Consider the following 21,839-nt stretch of genomic DNA (forward strand, 5'->3'; position numbering starts at 1 on the left):
CTATATAGTGAATAATTTCAGTAATTCGTAACAATGACAATCAATAAACTAATCATTCTTAAAGCAGTTTTTTTCAAAGTACTATATTCATTTGAACATTTCTAGTGTGAGATAATAGTATTCCTATCATAACTTCCAACAAAATCCAACCTTCCATCTTTTAGTTTATAAAACCTGATGATATAATCCTTTAAAGGAACAAGTATAGTGTTATCACTATTTCCATATTTAAAAGAATATGGAATTGGAGATTTGACATGCACAAGTTCTTCTTTTATATATACTTTTGCAACATCATAATCAGAGAATTTCAATGAGTCAAATTTATTCTCTCTTTGATTTATCATCCATTGTGGATAGCCGTGGACATACTCAGTATGCGGAAAAAACACATAAAGGTCTCTTCCGGATGAATTTTTCATGTTCAATGGCTTGTTGTTTGTATCTGTCAGTACAGTAGGAACTTTGATGTGATAATAATCTATAAGTTCATTATAATAGTTACTTGATTCAGGTTCTGAATAAACGGTCAGATCAATGGTAAAAGGATTTATCTGAGCTATTTTGTCGAGATAAGAAGCAAGTGATTGAGAGCGGTTTTCATTATTGTGATCAAATCCGCATATGATCAAGAATTTATCCTGAGGATTATCTTGGACAACTTTGTATATATTTTCTGCCGATACAGAATCTCTGTTTTTATATGCATAACCGTCATAAGCATGTAATTTGAAACCTGTCTGAACAGCATTTCTTACAAGGTTTGCCATACATGGTTCATTGGTATAGATACCCATTTCTCTTTCCGGATAAGTAATATCTGTATATTCAGGAGATAAAGCTTCCATAAAAAGATGTCTGTAACCATTGTCATATAAATCCTTCAACAAAGAGTTGATAAAAGTGCGATGTTGCGGATATAGATGCGCTTCATTGAACATGATTATCTTCTCGTCCAAAACATTCTTCAAAATAAATTCGTTAGCATTTTCCGGATGAATTGTATCACTCAACATTTCACTTTGCCTGAGTTTTTGTATAGGACTACGAAAAAGAAAATTTGTTCTGTCTTTTTCTAATATTCTGCCATTGAAAGTTTGAACCGTCATTAATGCCTGTCCGTAATAGTCACGAAACTCTGTTTTTACATGAGTACTATCAAATTGTATTTTATGCTCCGTTTCCCAAAAATCCATATTGTTTTTCCATGCTTCGCGCATATAATCAAACGCCCATAATGGGTTATTATAATCAATGCTTATTGATTGTGCAGCAATTGTACCGCAATAAAATAATACGATTGACCAAAGCGGAAAAAATTTATTCATAGTTGTATTTTTTATGGCATTAAAACAATAGGCGGCTTATATTCTTCAGTTTTATCTCATAATTTCAGAAAAAGCCATCTCCAAAAGAAGACTTCCTCTGGAAATGGCTTTCAAGCATTTTTACTTCATCTTATTACAAGGAAGCAGCGCCCCCGTTTTACTTCAATTTCAGCACCACGATACGGTCTGTATCCGGAGTAAGCGAAGCTGTATGCAGTACGATACCTCCCTTGACGGTTTCACGGCTTACTTTTTCACCGGAATCGAACAGATAGGCATCGGTTACCTTGTCATTTAAGGGGAGCGTAATCAACTTGGGCATCTTGTCAGAAAGAATATGTACATATAGAGTATTTCCCTTTCGGGTAGTCGTACCCCAATCGGCAGTCATCACATCACCTGCTTCTGTTCCATACACAGTCTCTCCATATTTCTTCATCCATTCTCCCATTCCTTTCAGACGCTCTACAGCTACTGCCGGTAATTCCCCGTTCGGCTGCGGGCCGATATTCATCAAAAGGTTAGCTCCCTTACCAGCCGCACGTACCAGCAAACGAATCAACGTAGGAACAGACTTATAATTCTGGTCTTTTACACGGTATCCCCACATACCATTCATGGTTTCGCATGTTTCCAATGGTAAAGAGCCAATTGCCTGACCGGAAAGCCCCGCCTTGTTTTCACCTGGCAAATCGCGCTCGAACATCTGAAAATCCTCACCTTCAAACGGAGTCTGATGATGATTGTTACCTATCAGACAAGCCGGCTGCAGACGGTGAATCAGTGCATACTGCTCATCCAGTCCCCAATCAAAATCCGGGTGTATATCGTGATCCCACCAACCATCGAACCAGATAGCTCCAATTTCACCGTAATTTGTCAGCAATTCGGTGAGCTGATTATTCATGAACTGATAATATGTTTTCCACTCTCCATGTCCGGTACGTCCAGTACCATGTCCGGTTCTTCCCAGCGGATAATAATCTTCTCTGGTCCAGTCCAGATGCGAATAATACAAATGCAGTTTGATACCCTGCTTGTGGCACTCGTCTGCCAACTCTTTCAGAATATCACGTTTGAAAGGAGTAGCATCTACAATATCATAATCAGAATAACGGGTATCGAACATCGAAAATCCATCATGATGACGGGTAGTAATACAGATATATTTCGCACCGGCATCCTTGATTGCAGCTACCCAGTCGTGTGCATTAAATTTTGCAGGATAAAATCCGGAAGCAGCTTTGGCATATTCATGGCAGTCGATGTTTTCGTTCTGCATATACCATTCGCCCTGACCGAACATACTGTAGATACCCCAATGCAGGAAAATACCGAACTTATTGTCCTTAAAGACTTCGCGCGCCTGCAGATTCTCCGGTGCAGGCTGATATACAGCGCTTTCGTTTTGTGCAAACAGGGAAGAAACGCCCAAGAAAGTACCAAGACACATTCCCCACAAACAACGAGATGTACGTGTTTTCATAGTTTCCATAGAATAAAAAATTGTATATTTTAGAATATCGGACACAAATGTAAAGATTCATACAAAATCTTCCAACAATCAAAGCCACAAGTTTTACTTTTTGTTTTTCACCAACTCCGACCGGATGCGGCTTAACGACTGAGGTGTGACATACAGATAGGAAGCAATGTGCTTCAACGGTACATGCTGAAGAAGCTGGGGATTTCTCTCCAGCAGAGCCAGATAGCGTTCCTTGGCCTGTGTAGCACCACCATTTATCAATTCCTCCTCAAAAGTCATAAAATCGTGTTCAAAGAGTCGTCTGCCCAAATTGGCACACTCTACAGACGAAGAGAAGAAAGCTTCCAACTTTGCCTTTGGAATCCGGTAAATGGTACTTGTGCTCATGGCTTCAATCGTCACTCTGGCAGGACGTCCTGCTACGTATCCCCATGTAGAAAACAACGCTTCCCCCCGAGAAGCAAACCATACGGAAAGGTCGACTCCATCGCGCAGATAATGCCCTCTCCAGATACCTTCGGCTATCAAATGGAAATCGGTATTCAACTCCCCTTCTCTTACCAGGCACTCACCACGGGTGTATACCACTCTTTCCATTTTTTCCATCAGCATCATTACCATCTGTACAGGCCACTGATATTTGCGACAAAACAGTGCTACGAAATCTTCCATTGCTTTCCTACTTTATTCGGAACAAAAATAGCCTTATTCAGTGAGTTTTCTGTATACCCCGGCAATAAATTGTCAGGACAAACAGAAAAGTCAGCAACTCCGATACCGGAACAGCCAGCCAGATACCGGGTACTCCCCAACACAGAGGAAGAACTGCAAAGCAAATCAGCACCAGCACAAACCCTCTCAGCAAGGTAATAGCCATTGCCGGACGGTCGCGCTCCACACTCTGAAAATAACCGATGGACACAATGTTGATTCCAAAGAATACAAAACCGGAAGCAAACAGAGGGAGACCTTCGGCTGCTATATGATGAGCGGGATATTCGGAGGAAATAAACATTTCCGTAATAGGGTGTGCGAACAAAAGAGTCAGTATAAAGACCAGCAGTCCGCAGGAGACGACTGTAATCAGTGCCAGACGGAAAGCAGCCCGTACTCTGTCACGATGGCCTACTCCGTAATTATAACTGAGAATGGGCTGTGCCGATTGTGCGACAGCATTGTATACCATAAATACGATAGGGAAAAAGTAACATGCTATGCTGTATGCAGCAACTCCATCTTCGCCCAAATAACGGATGAATACATAGTTTCCGGCAAACATCATCGTAGCAATGGCTGCTTCGCATAAAAAACTAGAAGCGCCCAGACGACACATATACCCTACGTTTCGAATGGTGAGTCTGAGGCTTTTCATACTCCATTTTATCTTGCAGAAATGAAGTTCATGACGAGGCTGAAACAGATAAACCAGAATCATCAACGCACCAACAATGTATCCCAAGCTGGTTGCCAGAGCTGCTCCAAACATCCCCCATCCCAATTCAAAGATAAAATAATAGTCCAGCCCGATATTAATCAGCGCAGGAATCACATTACACACCATGGCATAGTTGGGTGAACCGTCCAGACGCAGGAAGAACATTCCGGAACTCAGCAAGGTACTGAATGCCAGAAAGGGTACAAACCAATGCATATATTCTATGGCCAGAGGGAGAAGACGCGGCGAACTTCCTAGCCAGAGAGCCACTTTCTCTGCATTCAGCAATATAAATAATATATAAGCAATCACCAATAAAGAGGATACAACTACAGCCTGTGTCACATTGATGCGCGCAACCTTTACCTTACCGTGCGACAAATGAATGGAGGCCACTACCGATGCACCGATACCAAACATCAGACCAATACCGGTATTGACAAGAAACAAAGGAGCCGTTATGTTGACTGCTGCCAGTGCATCACTGCCGATTCCTTTTCCTACAAAAATTCCATCTGTGATGATGAAGATAGCCGAAAATATCATCCCCAGTACAGTAGGTATCAGCAACTTCCGGAAAAGTGTCGATACTTCCATTGTTCCAAAATCAATTTCATCTTTCATTTTCATAGCTCTTTATTTTCTGTTTTGCGGCTGCGAAGATACGGCAAAGGGAAGACTTAAAGATTAACATTTGGTAATTTATATATTTTCTTTCTTCCACGAATTGTGTACCTTTGCATAAATAAACTAAAGAATAGACAACTATGCCAACAGACTTAGAAACCACTTACAAACTTCCTGATCTGTCGGACTCAATGGGTGCTCATCTGGGAATTAAATTCCAGACTGTACAAGAAGGATATGTAAAAGCAACCATGCCGGTTGATGCACGTACCTGCCAACCCTTCGGTATTCTGAACGGTGGAGCTTCACTGGCACTTGCCGAGATTGTAGCCGGACACGGCTCGGTACCCCTCTGCAGTCCCGACCAAATGCCATGCGGTATACAAGTCAGTGCCAATCATGTAAGAATGGTCCGTATAGGCAGTTATGTAGAGGCCACAGGACGCCTGATTCACCGGGGACGTACCTCTCATATCTGGAATGTGGATATAACCGACCCTGAAGGAAGATTGGTATCCACTGCCCGTATTGTCAATCAAATTGTAAAGAAGCGATTATGATTTTACCCGAATCTCATATTCAGAAACTGTTCGACCGGCTTGCACAAAGTGCGACAAGTTTTGCACTGTACCGCCTTCCCTGGACAGATGAACCGATTCTTGTACTCCAGAAAGAGGGAGAAGCAGAAGCGTTTGATGACTTAAGTGAACTTAACGGGAAGAAAGGGTTTGTGCTGGCTCCTTTTCATCGGACAGAGAGCCATCCGATTGTCCTGATCCGACCGGATATCGTGGCACACGAATGGGAACAGATTATCCAGGAGCTGTGCCATATATTTCCACAAGCTTCTGATGTAGCGATACAAAACGGAACGGATTCCGCAATTTGCATGGATACACCGGAAGAAAACAAACAGCATTACGAAGAAGCCTTTGCACGGTTCATTGCTCCGTTGCAGCAAAAGACTTTCAAAAAACTGGTGCTGTCACGCCATTGTACACAGCCTGTTCCCGAAGGATTCTCTCCTCTTGCTGCTTTTGTACGTGCCTGCAACAGTTATCCGCGTATGATGATTTCACTCTGCCATACCCCACAGACAGGTACATGGATTGGAAGTACTCCCGAAATCATTCTTAGCGGACAAGAGAAACTGTGGCATACGGTATCATTAGCCGGTACTATGCCTATGCAGGGAGAAAGTATTCCTACTGAATGGAGTACGAAAAATCAGGAAGAACAGGCTTTTGTAAGTGAATATATCCGGAAGTGCGTCAAGCAGTTCGGCTCTCAGGTTACCGAAAAAGGGCCTTATACAGCACGTGCAGGACATGTGGTACACCTGAAGACCGATTTCCATTTCAGTCTGAAAGAAACCGGTCATCTGGGTGATTTGCTTAAGACCTTACATCCCACTCCGGCTGTATGCGGACTTCCCAAACAACCCGCCTACGATTTTATTTTGGAAAACGAACATTACGACCGCAGCTATTATTCCGGCATCATCGGATGGCTCGAGCCTGAAGGCCATACAACCCTGTATGTCAATCTGCGTTGTATGAAAATAGAAGACAAACAGATTACATTCTATGCCGGAGGAGGTATCCTCCCCTCATCTGTTGCCGACTCCGAATGGGAGGAAACACAACAGAAGATGAATACCATGCGTCATATTTTATAACCCTGAAATTACTGTACTTATGTATACAGACAAGAAAAGTATCCTTCAACTGGTTGCCTTGCTGAAAGCACACGGTATTCGCAAAGTTGTGCTTTGCCCGGGTAGCCGAAATATTCCTATCGTACAGACACTAGCCAATATACCGGACTTTACCTGCTATCCGATGACCGACGAGCGAAGTGCCGGATTCTTTGCACTGGGACTGGCTTTGCACGGGGGAACTCCGGCTGCCGTATGCTGTACTTCGGGAACTGCATTGCTCAATCTTCACCCTGCAGTAGCAGAAGCGTTTTATCAACAGGTACCTTTGGTCGTTATCTCAGCCGACCGTCCTGCGGCATGGATCGGACAAATGGACGGACAGACCTTACCTCAACCCGGGGTATTCGGTTCGTTGGTCAAAAAGTCGGTCGACCTGCCCGAAGTGGATAGCGAAGAGAGCGAATGGTACTGCAACCGTCTGATTAATGAAGCACTGCTGGAACTGAATCATCACGGAAAAGGACCAGTGCATATCAATGTGCCCATCAGCGAACCGTTCTTCAAGCTTCCGGTTACGGAACTGCCGGAGGTAAGAGTCATTACCCGCTATCAGGGACTGAGTGTATACGATAAAGACTATCAGCCACTGATAGACCGTCTGAACCGCTATCAGCGACGCATGGCAGTAGTAGGACAAATGAATCTGATTTATCTGTTCGACAAACGATATACCAAGATGTTGTACAAGCATTTTGCCTGGTTTACGGAAAACATCAGCAACCAGACTGTGCCGGGAGTACCTATCCGCAACATCGAACCGCTGCTTTGCTCCATGAACTTTGAGACACAGCAGAAAATGCGTCCGGAATTGCTTATCACCTACGGAGGACACATCATCTCCAAACGGTTGAAGAAGTTCCTGCGCCGTCATCCGCCGGTAGAACATTGGCACATTGCTCCCGACGGCGAAGTGGTCGACCTCTATGGTTCACTGACCACCGTCATCGAAATGGATCCGTTCGAGTTCCTCGAAAAGATTGCTCCCATGATGGAAAACCGCACACCGGAATATCCGCGCCAATGGGAAGCACTTTCAAAGGCCATTCCACAGGCACAGTTCGACTATTCGGAAATGAGCACCATCGGTGCAGTCATCAAAAACCTGCCGGCTCCCTGTAGCCTGCATCTTGCCAACAGTTCTGTAGTGCGCTATGCACAACTGTTCGATATTCCGGCCAACGTGGAAATTCTGTCCAACCGGGGTACCAACGGTATAGAAGGTTCACTTTCTACTGCATTGGGATATGCCACGGCTTCCGACAAACTGAACTATCTGTTCATCGGCGACCTGAGTTTCTTCTACGACATGAATGCGCTGTGGAATTCCAACTACGGAGCCAACATACGCATCCTCTTGCTCAACAACGAGGGAGGGGAAATCTTCCATGCGCTTCCGGGACTGGAACTGCATGAGAATGCCCGCCGCTTCGTAACAGCCACTCACTGTACCACAGCAAAAGCCTGGGCAGAAGACCGGGGATTCGAATACCTTTCCGCTCGCAACAGCGAAGAACTGAATGCAGCTGTAACCGTCTTTACCCAAGCCTCTGTCACCAACCGTCCGATGCTTCTGGAAGTATTTACAGACAAGAATCTGGACATTGAGATGCTGAAGGAATATTATCATAATCTGAAAAAAGAATCATAAAAACCCGATACATATGTCACAACAAAGAGAATGGAAAACCATCAAAGAATACCAGGATATTCTTTTCGAGTTTTATAATGGCATAGCCAAGATTACCATCAATCGTCCCCGCTACCGCAACGCATTCACTCCAACTACTACGACTGAAATCAGCGATGCGCTGTACTACTGCCGCGAGTGTCAGGACATCAATGTAGTGGTACTGACCGGAGCCGGCGACAAAGCCTTCTGTTCCGGTGGCGACATGCACGTAAAAGGACACGGAGGTTATGTAGGAACCGACGGTGTACCTCGCCTGAATGTGCTGGATGTACAGAAACAAATCCGCTCTATCCCGAAGCCGGTTATTGCCATGGTAAACGGATACGCCATTGGTGGCGGACACGTATTGCATGTAGTGTGCGACCTGACTATTGCTTCCGAAAATGCCATCTTCGGTCAGACCGGACCGCGTGTAGGTAGTTTCGATGCAGGTTTCGGTTCTTCTTATCTGGCTCGTATCGTAGGACAGAAAAAGGCACGCGAAATCTGGTTCCTCTGCCGTCAGTATTCTGCACAGGAAGCACTCGACATGGGACTAGTAAACAAGGTAGTTCCTTTCGACCAGCTGGAAGACGAAGTGGTAGAATGGGCAGAAACCATGATGCAGCACAGTCCGCTCGCACTGCGTATGATTAAAGCCGGTCTGAATGCCGAACTGGACGGACAGGCCGGAATACAGGAACTGGCCGGTGATGCCACCATGCTGTATTACATGACAGAAGAAGCTCAGGAAGGTGGAAAAGCGTTCCTCGAAAAACGCAAGCCCGACTGGAGCAAATATCCTAAATTCCCCTAATTTACTGATCCGGCACTTGAGCAGACCGATTTTTATCAGTCCGTTCAAGTGCCGAAAATATAATTACGCCCATGTATCAATTGCAAATCATTCCGCGCACCCTGCATTTCAAACAGCCGGCAGGCACTTCGCGCGGTATTTATACAACCCGCCGTGTATGGTATCTATTGCTGACAGACACCGTCAGCGGACGATATGGAGTAGGCGAATGTGCTCCTCTCCCGGCTCTCAGTTGCGATGACCTTCCGGAATACGAAGAAATCCTGCAGGCCCACTGCCGTGAGGTAGAGCGTAACGGATGCATCGACTACGAAGCGCTGCGCCCTTATCCCTCCATGCTTTTTGGTCTGGAAACAGCCATACAGCATCTTCATGCAGGAAGTCTGCAGTTATGGGCCACTCCTTTCTCCGAAGGCCGGCAGGGAATCCCCATCAACGGACTGATCTGGATGGGCAACTTCGACGAGATGTACCAGCGGATTGAAGAAAAGATGAAAGCCGGATTCCGATGCATCAAACTGAAAATCGGAGCCATCGACTTTGAACGGGAACTGGAACTTCTTTCACACATCCGCAAGCATTTTTCTCCCGAACAGATTGAGCTGCGTGTAGATGCCAACGGAGCTTTTTCTCCGGAAGATGCCCCCCGCAAGCTGGAGCAGCTGAATGAATTCCAGTTGCATTCTATCGAACAGCCTATCCGTGCCGGACAATGGCAAGCCATGAAACAGCTTTGTGCCACCACTCCATTCCCCATTGCGCTCGACGAGGAACTGATTGGTATAAACGAAAGAGAACGCAAGATAGAATTGCTGGATACCATCCGCCCGCAATACATCATTCTGAAACCCTCGCTTCACGGAGGTATTCAAGGTTCTCAGGAATGGATTACACTGGCTGCCAAACGCGGCATCGGTTCGTGGGTGACTTCGGCACTGGAGTCGAACATCGGACTCAATGCCATTGCCCAATGGTGTGCTACCTTACAGCCCTCACTGCCGCAAGGATTGGGCACCGGACTTCTTTTTACCGATAATGTAGACTATCCGCTGCACATCCAGGGAGACTGCCTGTGGTATCATCCGGAAGAAGCAGAACCCGACTTAAAACAATGGTTACAACAATGAATTTCCACACAGATATTTCCCGGCAAAGCATAACCATCGACGGAGTGCGATACACTTGTACCGATGCCACTCCGTCCGACGGGATGCCAAGCCGCTTACAAAACCATTTTCGCCAAGAATACGGAGCAGACAGCTTTCATGTCCAGATAGCCGACTTCCTTGCCGAATGGTTCGACGGCTCCGACACCCTTCGGGTACATACTTCCGGCTCTACCGGAACTCCCAAACAACTCCGGGTAGAAAAGCAGCGCATGATGAACAGTGCCATGCTTACGCTTTCGTTTCTTCACCTCCGGGAAGAAGATACTGCCATGCTCTGCATGCCTTTGCAGTACATTGCAGGAAAGATGGTTGTTGTCCGTGCCCTGGTAGGAGGACTGAATCTTATCCCCGTTGCTCCCTGCGGCCATCCTATGCAGCCGCTCTCGCAGGCTCCGGTCTTCTCGGCCATGATTCCCATGCAGGTATTCAACTCGCTGCAAGTGCCCGAAGAAGCAGAAAAACTGTCTCGTATCCGCCACCTTATCATCGGTGGCGGAGCTGTCGACGAGGAACTGGGAAAACAACTGCACTCCTTTCCGCACGCAGTATGGAGCACATACGGCATGACCGAAACCTTGTCGCACATAGCCTTGCGCCGTCTCAATGGTCCGGAAGCATCCGAATGGTACACTCCCTTTTCGAATGTATCTCTCACACTGTCTGCAGACCAGACACTGATTATCGATGCTCCTCTGGTCAGTCCCATCCGGCTCGTGACCAACGACATTGTGGAGTTCAACCCGCAGGGACAGTTCCGTATTTTAGGCCGAAAAGACAATACCATCAATACAGGTGGAGTAAAAGTCCAGATTGAGCAGGTAGAAGCCCGGCTGAAGCCTCTGCTGCCTTTCGCATTTCAAATCACGGCTGCCCCCGACAGTAAGTTTGGCGAGCGCATCGTTCTTCTGGTACAATCGGAAAATCCGGTGACAGAAGAAAACCTGCACGAAGCCTTCCGGCAATTACCTCCCTACTGGAGACCCAAGCAGATTATCTGCCTGCCCCAACTTCCCTTGACGGGAAGCGGAAAACCCGACCGTGCTACAGCCCGCAAAATAGCCTCATTAACCCAGATTCCGGGTTAGCTACAACCTGCTCCTCTACCAGTCCTTTCTGATAAGGAGTACAGTTTTTCCCCGAAAAAAGTAGAGTACTTTCAAGGAGAAACTGTAATCCTTACTTAAAAGGACTGGCAATGATTCGTATAGACCAAGACTCTTCCATTAATTTTAGGCACAAATTCAAACATAATTCAATCTTTTTTGTTAATTTTAAATCATTGAAGTTTTCACAAACCCATTGCCCTGCTTGACAAGGTTTCGGCCGACAAGTTCACAAGGCTCACACATGATGTATGATGCTACGAGTCTACTTGACCGATTACTCAAACCCCTGTCAACCCGTTTACATACCACCTGTAAGTGGTGCTTGCGAAACTGAAATTAAATTAGTTAGTATAAATTCCAAACAGAACAACTATGGAAGACGTTTCTTTCCTTATTCCACTCCTGCTCACCATTGGCGGGTTAGTAATCGGAGCCTTACTCAAGTCTCTGCTTAAACATAGTCGTATCCCTTATACAGTAGGCCTGTTTGCCATTGGTCTGGCTTTAGGTCTTCTCAACCGTACAGGTGTGTTCGATTTCTGGCCCAATCTGACAGAAGCCGTCGATTCTGTAGCCAATATCCATCCGGACCTTATTTTATACTTGTTTCTACCCATCCTGATTTTCGATGCAGCCTACGAGCTCAATCTGCATATCTTCAAAAAGACGCTGGCCAACGCCACCTTACTGGCCGTACCCGGACTCATCATCTGTATGCTGCTCACCGGAGCACTGCTGGTAACAGTCGGTCATGTTGTTCCCGGATTCGGTTCCTGGACCTGGCCCTTTGCCCTGATGTTCGGTGCCCTGATCAGTGCCACCGACCCTGTAGCCGTAGTTGCCCTGCTGCATGAACTGAAAACCAGCAAGCGTTTCTCTACCCTGGTCGATGCAGAATCCCTTCTCAACGACGGTACCGGTATCGTATGTTTCATGCTGTTCTTTGGTGCATACGCCGGAACAGGTAACAGCGCTTCCGCTTCTCCCGTCCTCGAATTTATCCAAGTAGTCAGCATCAGTACCGTGTTAGGCTTCCTCTTGGCACGCATTGTACTCTGGTTCATTACCCGTATCAATTCCGAAGAGATGATACAAAACAGTGTCATCATCCTTTCGGCCTACCTCACCTTTATACTTTCCCAGTATTATTTAGGTGTGTCGGGAGTCATTGCCCTGCTGGTATTCGGCCTTACCATTACCTATGTAGGAAAACCGCGACTCAAACCACAGGTCAACACATTCATGGAAAGCTTCTGGGAACTGCTTACCTACATTGCCAATACACTGATATTTATCCTTGTAGGTATTGTCATCGCAGAAAAAGTAGACTTCTCCTGGAGCTCGTTTGCCATCCTGCTGCTTATCTATGTCTGCCTCAACCTCTTCCGGTTCGCTATGATTATGCTGCTCTATCCGCTCATGAAACGGATGGGTTACGGACTCAGCAAGCGTGAATCAGTCATTCTTACCTGGGGCGGACTACGCGGTGCATTGGGTATGACACTGGCGCTGATGGTATCGTATACACCGGCTATTCCCGAAGACATACGCAGCCAGATTTTGTTCTTTACTGCCGGAATTGTGACCCTGACCCTCTGCGTCAACGCTACCACTACCCGCTGGCTGCTCAACAAGCTGGGCCTCATCCAAGTACCTTCGGCAAGACTGATGATGGATTACGGAATAAAAAGCTCCATCCGTGAAAACTCAGAAAAATATCTGGAACGACTGGAAAAACGGGAAGCATTAGCCGGTTCCAACTGGAAGAAAGTCAGCAAATACCTGACTGAAGTGCCCCAAGAACCTCCACACACTCCCGGGACTCATGCCGTACTGACCGAAATACGTCTGCGCGTACTCGACAGAGAGAAAGCAACCTGCCGTACCATCTACGACGAAGGCATCATCAAGCCCATGAGCTTCCGCCGTCTGATGAACTCATTGGACGAATTGTACGACCACGACGGAACCTATCCGCTCAACTACCGGAACTCTATCTTCAGATACTGTCATCGCACAGCTATCTTGAACAAGTTGCGCAAGCGTTCGTTCCTGCAAGACACCATGAGTTTCTATTTCCGCGAACGGATTGCTTCCATCTACGACCTAGGCCGAGGATTTATCATCATACAAAAAGAAGATTTAAAACTGCTCGAAGAACTGCAGACCTCCGATCTCTTGTCCAAAGAGCAGAAACACGTACTGGATACATTGCGACAGGAAGTCAGCCACAACATACAAGAGATGGAAAGCCTGATCAATGAACTGGCAGAAAGTTTCCCGAGAGCCTACCGACACGCCCTCACCCAGAAATCCATCCGTATGCTCCTGAGCAACGAACGCCGCCAAATACGCCAACTGATATCCAACGGTATTTTGTCTGAAAAAGATGCAGAACCTCTGTTCGAAAGTGTCGATGAACGTGCTGACAAGCTGAACCGATTCCAGAATACCACGATAGGTACAGTCTTACGGCATTTATTAAAAACATCAAAGCAGAAGCAATGAAAACAGTCCGGCTAATCACCTGCAACGATTCTTTTCAGGCCCATCTTATACAAGGTGCCTTGAAAAACGAAGGAATTGACAGCATCCTGCAAAACGACAATACCTCCGGAGTATTGAGAGGATACATCAGTCCCATATCCGGAGTAGACATTTTTGTAGCCGAAGAGCAGTATGAAGAAGCCTTTGCCCTTCTCGAGAGAAACCAGATGATAGGAGAGCAATTAAAGTACTGTCCATACTGTCATTCCGACCAAATCAAGTTTGTACTGAATCAGGCCCACCGCACCCGTGCCATCTTTGCAGTTATTTTAGGACTGCTCTCCGGAGCACCTCCCGGAACCGAACATTGGGAATATATCTGCAAAAAGTGCGGAAAGCATTTCGACCGGCCTGTATCCAGGAAAAGCAATAATGACAACCGGGAATCTTCTTCCGAATCCTTATAATAATAAAAGCGTTTTAGTCCACTTCTGTAAGGCTAAAACGCTTTTTCTATTCTATACAAAAATCACAAATCAACTACAGCGCGCACGAACCTCCTTCGCAATAGTCCTTTCCTATCTCCCCATTATACTCAGGATGTCTTTGCAGCCATGCTACGGCATACGCACAAGTAGCAACCGGTTTCAATCCATGCTCTTTCGCATAATCGTAAGCAGCTTTCACGAGTGCAGAAGCAATCCCTCTTCCTTCCAGCGGTTTCGGCACAATCGTATGACGGATGTCCAACCCTCCGTCTGTTATCTCATAAGCTACATGAGCCACCAGGCCCTCAGCCTCCATCCGGAACTGATTCCGGCTTTCATCGTGCATAATTTCCATTACAGTCAATATTAAGTTTTACAATCCTATATTATTGAAGTCCTTTTCAACGTCCGGAAATGCCATAACAGCATTATTACCGCCATTATAAAAGCCAGCATATCCGATACCGGCATACTATACCAAACTCCTTCCACACCAAAATAACGAGGAAGCAAAGCCAGCCCCGGCAATAAAAACACCAACTGACGAGACAACGACAAAAGAATTGATATTTTCACTTTTCCGATAGACTGGAAAAACTGAGTAATGACAATCTGTGCCCCAATTACAGGAAAAGCCACCACCCCAATACGCAGTGCCAGTGTAGCCTGTTCGGTCAGCTCATGATTGGTAGTAAACATTCCCACAAATACCGACGGAAACAATTCGCTGATCAGAAATCCGGCTGTCGTAATGCTACATCCGGCTATAATGCCCAATCTCAGCGTCTGCTTTACCCTGTCATAATGCCGTGCTCCGTAATTATATCCCGTAATAGGCTGCATCCCCATTGTAATCCCCATTACAATCATTACAAACAACATCTGTATACGGTTCAATATACCAAAGGCCCCAATCGAAAGGTCACCTCCATACTCCAGCAATCTGTTGTTGATGAAAATGACAATACAACATGCACACACATTCATGATAAACGGCGACATTCCCACTCCCAGAATATTCAGAATAATCGGTTTTCTCAATTTAAAGCTGGAACGTTTGAAACGAATATAGCTGCTCTTACTCCGGAAATGATATAAAACCCATATCATGCCCACAAACTGGGAAGCAATTGTAGAAAGTGCAGCTCCCCTTATCCCCCATTCCAGTACAAAAATACAAATCGGAGCAAGTATCACATTGCATCCCACAGTCAGCATAGACGAAAGCATCGCCTTTTTAGGATATCCGGTAGCCCGCATGATATTATTCAGTCCCACCATGACATACGAAACAGGACTACCCAACAAAATCACCTGCATAAAGTCGCGGGCATAAGGAATGGTACTCTCACTTGCTCCAAAGAAGTACAGGATATCATCCAGAAAAATCAGCGTAATGCCCCCATAAAACAAAGCATTGACCACACAAAGTATAGCCACATTCCCCAAAATATCTTCTGCCCCCTTTATATCTCTCTGTCCCAGTTTGATGGAAGAAATGGTTGCCCCACCTACTCCTACCAGTGTACAGAAGGCAATCAGCAGGTTCATCAGCGGAAACGTGATTGCCAATCCCGATATCGCCAGTGCTCCTACACCATGCCCGATAAAAATACTATCAATAATATTATACAAAGAAGTCAGTGTCATTCCTACAATAGCCGGAATAGAATACTCTACAAGCAACTTTCCAATCGGAGCATTCCCCAATACATGTGGATTATTTTCTGCCATAAAAACCTTCCTCTTTTATTTTTCGACTTTAAAGTTAGGAATATGTTGCAATATTTCAGAACTTTGTACCGTTAAATCAAGTAAATCTCAAAAACAAAATGAATCAGACAAAATGCATCGCAGCACTATTCGATTTCGACGGAGTAGTGATGGACACCGAAACACAATACACTCTGTTCTGGGACCGGATCAGTGCCCAGTATTTCCCCGATGAAAAAGACTTCGGACTCCGCATCAAAGGACAGACACTGACACAAATCTATGCCAAACACTTTGCCGGCATGGAAAAGCTACAGCAGGAAATTACCGAAGCCCTCAACCGTTTCGAGCGTGAAATGGCTTTCGAATATGTACCGGGAGTTGTCCGCTTCATGCAAGACCTTCGTGCCCACGGAGCCAAGATAGCCATCGTTACCAGTTCCAACGAACAAAAGATGGCTCATGTCTATGCAGCCCATCCGGAACTGAAAGAAATCACCGACCGTATCCTCACGGCAGAAATGTTTACCCGTTCCAAACCCGCTCCCGACTGTTTCCTTCTCGGTGCTGAAGTCTTTGATACCGTAAAAGAAAACTGTGTGGTATTCGAAGACTCTTTCCACGGACTCGAAGCAGGCAATGCAGCAGGTATGACCGTAGTAGGACTCTGCACCACCAATCCGGAAGAAGCCATCCGCGACAAATGCCGCCTGGTAATTCCCGATTTCACCAATTTTTCATTCCAGCAAATGAAAGCCTTGCTCGAGTAAATCCCCTCTTTACACCTTTTTCTGCATCCGAATGACTGACGTGCAGAGCTGTCCGATGGTTTCACGATGTGTAATCAGCATCAGTGTCTTATCCTTTACCTCCAGCGTCAGTCTTTCCAGGAGCAATTGCTCCGTTTCACTGTCCAGTGCCGACGAAGGTTCGTCCAGAATCAGAATACGTCCGGGACGAAGCAATCCGCGTGCAATAGCGATACGCTGTGCCTGTCCTTCACTCAGACCAGCCCCCAGTTCCCCACAAAGTGTATCCAGTCCTTCAGGCAAATCCAATACAAAATCGGCCACTGCCGTATGGAGTGCAGCACGCAACTCCTCTTCCGTAGCCTTCGGATTTCCCAACAACAGATTGTCACGTATCGTACCGCTGACCAGCGTATTTCCCTGAGGCACATACGAAATATTGCAACGGGTCTGCGGAGAAGCCTCCACTTCCTCCTTCTCATTATACAACACCACACGTCCACTATCCGGTTGCAGCAATGCCAGCATCAGTCTTATCAGTGTACTTTTTCCTACTCCGGTCTCTCCCACAATCGCCGTCAGACTTCCCGGAGCAAAATTACAGGAAAAATTATCCATCACTTTTCTTTCCCCATCCGAATAAGCAAAACAAACCTTCTCCAGTCTTACACCTAATTTTCCCTCCATCTTATGCGACTTACCCTTCTTTTCCACATCCAGGGCAGCCAGTTCCTGCAGCCGTTCCACCGAAGTAAAGACCTGTACAAAAGCCGGAATCTGACGGCTCAAATCCACCATCGGCCGTTGTACCTGCGATACCAGCTGTAAGAAAGCCGTCATCATTCCAAATGTCACCGTGCCCCCATACATTCCATACAGTCCCCACAGAAAAGCCGTCGCATAACCAACTGCAAAACCTGTCTGCACCATCAGCCTCGAGAAAACCGAGAAATTGGTACGCTCCATCACCTTATTCTGCAATCCCTCCTGCAATACAGAAAGCGTCTGATTCGCACACGAAGTATACTCCAGTGTTCTTATCAATACCCGATGTTGCAGATTCTCCTGCAAATGACTCTGCACCCTGCTATCCGTAGCCCGGATTTCTTTGGTCAGCCTGCGCATCTTTCTTACATAACTCTTGCTCAGCAGCAATGCCACGGGCATCACCAGCAACAGAATCCAAGCCAGTCTTTTGTCCAGCTGATGCAGAAAAAACCAGGCCCCACCAAGCTGCACCACCGTAGTCAACAACGCCGGAAGACTCCTGCATACAGCTCCAGTCACCGTAAGCACATCCTCCCCCATCCGGTTGAGCATATCTCCCGTGTGCATCACCTCCTTTCCGGCCCATTTGCTCTCCATTACACGGCAAAACAGTCTGTATCGCAATTCATTCCGGAAGCGGATATCCAGACTGCTTCCCATTCTTGCCGACACGACAGACAACAGCAGCTGCATCCCCATGCAGACTATCATCGCCCCTACATACCACGTCAGATTATCAGCCGAATGCCGGGTTACGATATCAATCAGATGCTTACATACATACACAAACAGCAGCGACACTCCCACATGCATCACCCCAATGATTCCATTTACGGCAATCGCCCCACGAAATCCCCGTGAAGTCATCCATAACCATTTTATACAGTCTACAATACGCATTTTATATATTCTACCAGATTATACCATAGATGAAAACAAAGTTAAAGCTTTTCCGCCAAGATACAGACAGAAGCATAAAAAAACAGTACACATTACACCAGAAACATCACAAAAAAATCCCGTTCCTCTGCACGGAAAACCGAAGCAGAAAGAACGGGATTCATATTCGGACACCCTAATCAGGGAATCAATCAAAACTTATAGGTCAGTCCCACAGAAAGACTCAGGATACCATCAAGACTAGCTCCACCATCTTCTCCGTCGAAGCTATCATCTACTACCACCGCCTTCAAGTCGACGTTTGCATCCAGCCAGCTACACAAGCGGAAAGTATTCAGCCATCCTGCATTTCCACTCAAGGCATTACACTTTGGAGCTTCTCCGGTATGTATCCATCCCAAGCCCACGTATGCAATGCTGTTCCATACCCGGCCGGACTGGTATCCCTTAATCCAATTATGAAGGTTCACCAGCATATCCGCATGCAAATTGCTGTAGTTGAACTTAGAGTAGTTCATACCTACTCCCCATCCGGGAACCTGTTCTCCGGTAGAGTGAGCAGCTCCCCAACGGGTTGCTCCTTTCAGTGAAAGACCACTGTATTCTACCCGTGCTCCCAACACAGGACTTATCCATTTACCCACAGCTACATCAAGTGCCGGTGAAAGGCGGTCGCCAAACCCTATCTGACGGTCGTGATCACCCACATACATCTGTGCTCCGGCTCCTACACTTACAAACCAGTTACCCCGGAAATCCTTGGTTTCTATTTTGTTTTGTTCTATGGTTTCCTCCATAGTACCTGTCTGTGCGCAGACAGGTGCTGCAAATGCCGCCAAGGCAAAAGCTGCTATAATTGATTTCTTTATCATATATAAATGCATTTTTATTCTTCGTATCAGCTCTCCCTACAGATTTATCACGTAGAGAGAGCCAATAAACTGTTTACTTGACAGTTTCCAATGGATACATAAAGTTATTAGCCATAATCAATGCAGGTAAACGGTCGCCATAAACCTGATAGGTTTTGCCTCCAATCTCAACATCATTAACTCCTGCAAAGTTCATAAATACAATACCAATAGGAACACGACCATCATTCACCATCTTATGTACCGCATTCAGAGCCTTGGGGTTAAAGCGTTCTGCAAACTCTCCGGTATTACCACCGTTTCCTTTACCCATTTCTGATGCATCATCCACATAAAACCATGTATCACCATATTGCTTTGAAGATGGTTCGCCTCCATAATTCATTGCATCTGGGACTGAACAATATCTATCCCAAGAATATAAAGTTTCCAAAGCATTTGGATGCCAATGATCCCCCCAGTCTCCAAAATCACCATTATGCCAACTTCTTACAGCTCCTTTTACATACCCTGTACTTTCATCATTCTTTACCACACAGAATCCAGCCAAATCATTAATATATAAACCATCAAAAGTTCCGGTTCTTGCTTCTTCAAACATTCGATTCATTAACCGTTCCTTCACCGCCATTAAATCATATCCTTCTGCCGGAGCATTTTTATCAATAATCATCCTATGATCGATATAATAAGGAACAAGACCCACTGTAGTATTAGGAACTTTATATGTACCGGAAGAAGATGTAATAGAAGGGTTATTTACCTGATAAAGCTGCTGTACATGTATATCATAGTTGCCATTGAAATTATATGTCTTTATCTCCGTCTCTTGCACAGAAGCTGAATGATAGTTAATATAATTCACATTCTCACTAGGAGTAGCCGGTTCTCCTGAGTGATTTATGATAACAGCAATATGCCCACGCATGTCCAGCATGGTAGTTTGAGGAGTAATTACTTTCAAGATATTTTCACCTTGCCCATTTTTATTAGCATTAGCCCAAGTATCTATGGCAGATACTACAGCTGTAGTCCAAGCAGCTTCATTAGTACGACCATCATATACAAAGTTCACACAAACCACTGCACATTCCGAAGGTGATTTTTGGATTTCTCCCCAAAGATTAGTAAGTACTCCTCCTATTGTCAATCCACTACTTAACTTCGCACCACCCGCATAAACATAAGCTTCTCCTTCTTCAACTATAAGTTTCAAATCGAAAGCACGAATACCTTTATCAAACTGAGACTGTGCTGTTTCATCATTAGGATTCACATCTGTCACATACAGTTTCTGATAGAACTGCATAATGTCTGTTTCAAGATTTACACCATGGCCGGTAGTCTGATACAAGTCACCTGTATAAGAGTGCTTACTTCCCGGTAAAGAAAGTCCGGCAAAAAGGACATCATCTCCAATTTCAGACATCCAATTGGAAGCCTCAGGATATTTCACCTTAGGAGTCACTACACGTGTAATCATACCTTGCACCAAATCCACATCAGGCTTTTGACTTCCTTCAGGAACTAAATTTTGTGTCAATGTACGTCCACCATCAAGAGTAACGGAAACACTTAAATCACTTGCTTTAATGTCTCTCGGCAATAAAAAGAACTTCAAAGTCAATACTTCACCTGCTTTTAGTATGACAGGAGTAGGAATACCATTATCCATGTGTGTACAGTTTATTGTCGCAATATTATTATCACTGGACACTTGATCTTCCATACCTGAGAACTCTCCTGTACCCACATTATAAGTAAAATTACCGACAATAGGCTGTGTTTTACTTCTTACAGATACATAATAGATATTAACCGTTCCATCTTGCGGTCCATTAATAACCACATCGACAACAGAAACCAAAGGCTTAAAGTCTAAAGTTACATTTTTATCTGTTCCTTTAGCCCAAGTACCTTTTCCTCCCATCATGGCAAATGTCATATTGGGTCGAATCAACCCCCAATGTGCCGGCAACTTAATGTTACCAATATTTTGCTCTGTTTCTGCTGGATGCACAAACTCTCCTCCTTCCTGAGCCGTAGGAATATTAGCAGTGATAGTTGTTCCGTTTTCCAAACCGCTGACAATTCTCTCTGTTGGATAAAATGCATAAAAATGATGATCTTGACTTACATCTCCCCAACGTACACCGGTATCTCCCTTTTTGGCAAGATATGGTTCTGTCTTAGTTCCCTTAACTGCATAATCAGACCATTCAAAACCCTTTGGAGATTCCGGACAATATACACGAACAGAATCCTTGTCTGGCACCCAAGCAATATTCAATCTTGAATAATTTGTGACGGTCTGTCCTTCCGGTATTTCATAAATAGTACGCGATTCCGGAACATTAAAATTATCGGAATGTACACCAAAAGCAATTTCTTCCCCACTTACAGGAGGGACACCCTGATTCTCTATCATATCATCGGAACAACCGGCCATCAATAGAGCCAAAATCGTTCCACCAATCATTTTAAACTGTTTCATTGTGTTCTTCT

Annotated in this window: 18 protein-coding genes; 9 read left to right on the forward strand and 9 right to left on the reverse strand. The window is 45.4% G+C overall.

Features of this window, described 5'->3' with window-relative positions; genetic code table 11:
- Positions 1-101: 101 nt before the first annotated feature.
- From O6P32_RS10740 to O6P32_RS10755, 4 genes are all read right to left on the reverse strand, one after another.
- Positions 102-1,328, reverse strand: coding sequence for a hypothetical protein (locus O6P32_RS10740; protein ID WP_269878483.1), 1,227 nt, complete (start codon positions 1,326-1,328; stop codon positions 102-104).
- Positions 1,329-1,485: 157 nt separating this feature from the next.
- Positions 1,486-2,814 carry an alpha-L-fucosidase gene (locus tag O6P32_RS10745; protein ID WP_178265602.1) on the reverse strand — a complete coding sequence of 443 codons (1,329 nt, stop codon included), beginning with the start codon at positions 2,812-2,814 and terminating at the stop codon, positions 1,486-1,488.
- Between the two features lie 93 nt (positions 2,815-2,907).
- Entirely contained in the window at positions 2,908-3,486 is a 579-nt protein-coding gene (locus tag O6P32_RS10750; RefSeq protein ID WP_269878485.1) for a Crp/Fnr family transcriptional regulator, read from the reverse strand.
- A gap of 37 nt (positions 3,487-3,523) precedes the next feature.
- The gene (locus O6P32_RS10755) at positions 3,524-4,873 is read right to left on the reverse strand and encodes an MATE family efflux transporter (RefSeq protein WP_269878528.1); all 1,350 of its coding nucleotides are present in this window, start codon (positions 4,871-4,873) and stop codon (positions 3,524-3,526) included.
- Between the two features lie 143 nt (positions 4,874-5,016).
- Here O6P32_RS10755 and O6P32_RS10760 point away from each other — a divergent pair, with 143 nt between their 5' ends.
- From O6P32_RS10760 to O6P32_RS10795, 8 genes are all read left to right on the forward strand, one after another.
- Positions 5,017-5,436, forward strand: a complete 420-nt coding sequence (locus O6P32_RS10760) for a PaaI family thioesterase (protein WP_269878486.1) — start codon at positions 5,017-5,019, stop codon at positions 5,434-5,436.
- The gene (locus tag O6P32_RS10765; RefSeq protein WP_269878487.1) at positions 5,433-6,554 is read left to right on the forward strand and encodes an isochorismate synthase; all 1,122 of its coding nucleotides are present in this window, start codon (positions 5,433-5,435) and stop codon (positions 6,552-6,554) included. Before O6P32_RS10760 ends, O6P32_RS10765 begins: the two co-directional genes overlap by 4 nt.
- 19 nt (positions 6,555-6,573) lie before the next feature.
- The gene (menD, locus tag O6P32_RS10770; protein WP_269878488.1) at positions 6,574-8,244 is read left to right on the forward strand and encodes a 2-succinyl-5-enolpyruvyl-6-hydroxy-3-cyclohexene-1-carboxylic-acid synthase; all 1,671 of its coding nucleotides are present in this window, start codon (positions 6,574-6,576) and stop codon (positions 8,242-8,244) included.
- A 13-nt stretch (positions 8,245-8,257) separates the two neighbouring features.
- A complete protein-coding gene (menB, locus tag O6P32_RS10775) occupies positions 8,258-9,082 on the forward strand; it encodes a 1,4-dihydroxy-2-naphthoyl-CoA synthase (protein ID WP_178265606.1) in 825 nt (274 codons plus the stop codon).
- A gap of 71 nt (positions 9,083-9,153) precedes the next feature.
- The gene (menC, locus tag O6P32_RS10780) at positions 9,154-10,209 is read left to right on the forward strand and encodes an o-succinylbenzoate synthase (RefSeq protein WP_269878489.1); all 1,056 of its coding nucleotides are present in this window, start codon (positions 9,154-9,156) and stop codon (positions 10,207-10,209) included.
- A complete protein-coding gene (locus tag O6P32_RS10785; protein WP_408636063.1) occupies positions 10,206-11,336 on the forward strand; it encodes an AMP-binding protein in 1,131 nt (376 codons plus the stop codon). The genes menC and O6P32_RS10785 overlap by 4 nt, the downstream gene beginning before the upstream one ends.
- Positions 11,337-11,729: 393 nt before the next feature.
- Positions 11,730-13,865, forward strand: a complete 2,136-nt coding sequence (locus O6P32_RS10790; protein WP_269878490.1) for a cation:proton antiporter domain-containing protein — start codon at positions 11,730-11,732, stop codon at positions 13,863-13,865.
- Positions 13,862-14,311, forward strand: a complete 450-nt coding sequence (locus O6P32_RS10795; RefSeq protein ID WP_178265609.1) for a putative signal transducing protein — start codon at positions 13,862-13,864, stop codon at positions 14,309-14,311. Before O6P32_RS10790 ends, O6P32_RS10795 begins: the two co-directional genes overlap by 4 nt.
- Before the next feature lie 73 nt (positions 14,312-14,384).
- Here the strand turns inward: O6P32_RS10795 and O6P32_RS10800 are convergent, their stop codons facing one another.
- Together O6P32_RS10800 and O6P32_RS10805 are read right to left on the reverse strand one after the other, a co-directional pair.
- Complete coding sequence (locus tag O6P32_RS10800) at positions 14,385-14,687, reverse strand: GNAT family N-acetyltransferase (RefSeq protein ID WP_269878492.1); 303 nt, start codon at positions 14,685-14,687, stop codon at positions 14,385-14,387.
- 26 nt (positions 14,688-14,713) lie between these two features.
- On the reverse strand, positions 14,714-16,066 hold the full coding sequence (locus tag O6P32_RS10805; protein WP_269878494.1) for an MATE family efflux transporter: 1,353 nt from the start codon (positions 16,064-16,066) through the stop codon (positions 14,714-14,716).
- A gap of 98 nt (positions 16,067-16,164) precedes the next feature.
- On the opposite strand from O6P32_RS10805, the gene O6P32_RS10810 reads away from it, so the two are divergent.
- A complete protein-coding gene (locus O6P32_RS10810; protein ID WP_178265612.1) occupies positions 16,165-16,815 on the forward strand; it encodes an HAD family hydrolase in 651 nt (216 codons plus the stop codon).
- 9 nt (positions 16,816-16,824) lie between these two features.
- Here the strand turns inward: O6P32_RS10810 and O6P32_RS10815 are convergent, their stop codons facing one another.
- The 3 genes from O6P32_RS10815 to O6P32_RS10825 all read right to left on the reverse strand — a co-directional run bounded on the left by O6P32_RS10815 (position 16,825) and on the right by O6P32_RS10825 (position 21,828).
- On the reverse strand, positions 16,825-18,462 hold the full coding sequence (locus O6P32_RS10815; protein WP_269878496.1) for an ABC transporter ATP-binding protein: 1,638 nt from the start codon (positions 18,460-18,462) through the stop codon (positions 16,825-16,827).
- A gap of 191 nt (positions 18,463-18,653) precedes the next feature.
- Complete coding sequence (locus O6P32_RS10820) at positions 18,654-19,334, reverse strand: hypothetical protein (RefSeq protein WP_269878498.1); 681 nt, start codon at positions 19,332-19,334, stop codon at positions 18,654-18,656.
- 73 nt (positions 19,335-19,407) lie between these two features.
- Entirely contained in the window at positions 19,408-21,828 is a 2,421-nt protein-coding gene (locus O6P32_RS10825) for a PI-PLC domain-containing protein (RefSeq protein WP_269878499.1), read from the reverse strand.
- Positions 21,829-21,839: the final 11 nt, after the last annotated feature.

The organism is Phocaeicola acetigenes (genome assembly GCF_027529745.1).
In the GTDB taxonomy this organism is placed as follows: domain Bacteria; phylum Bacteroidota; class Bacteroidia; order Bacteroidales; family Bacteroidaceae; genus Phocaeicola; species Phocaeicola acetigenes.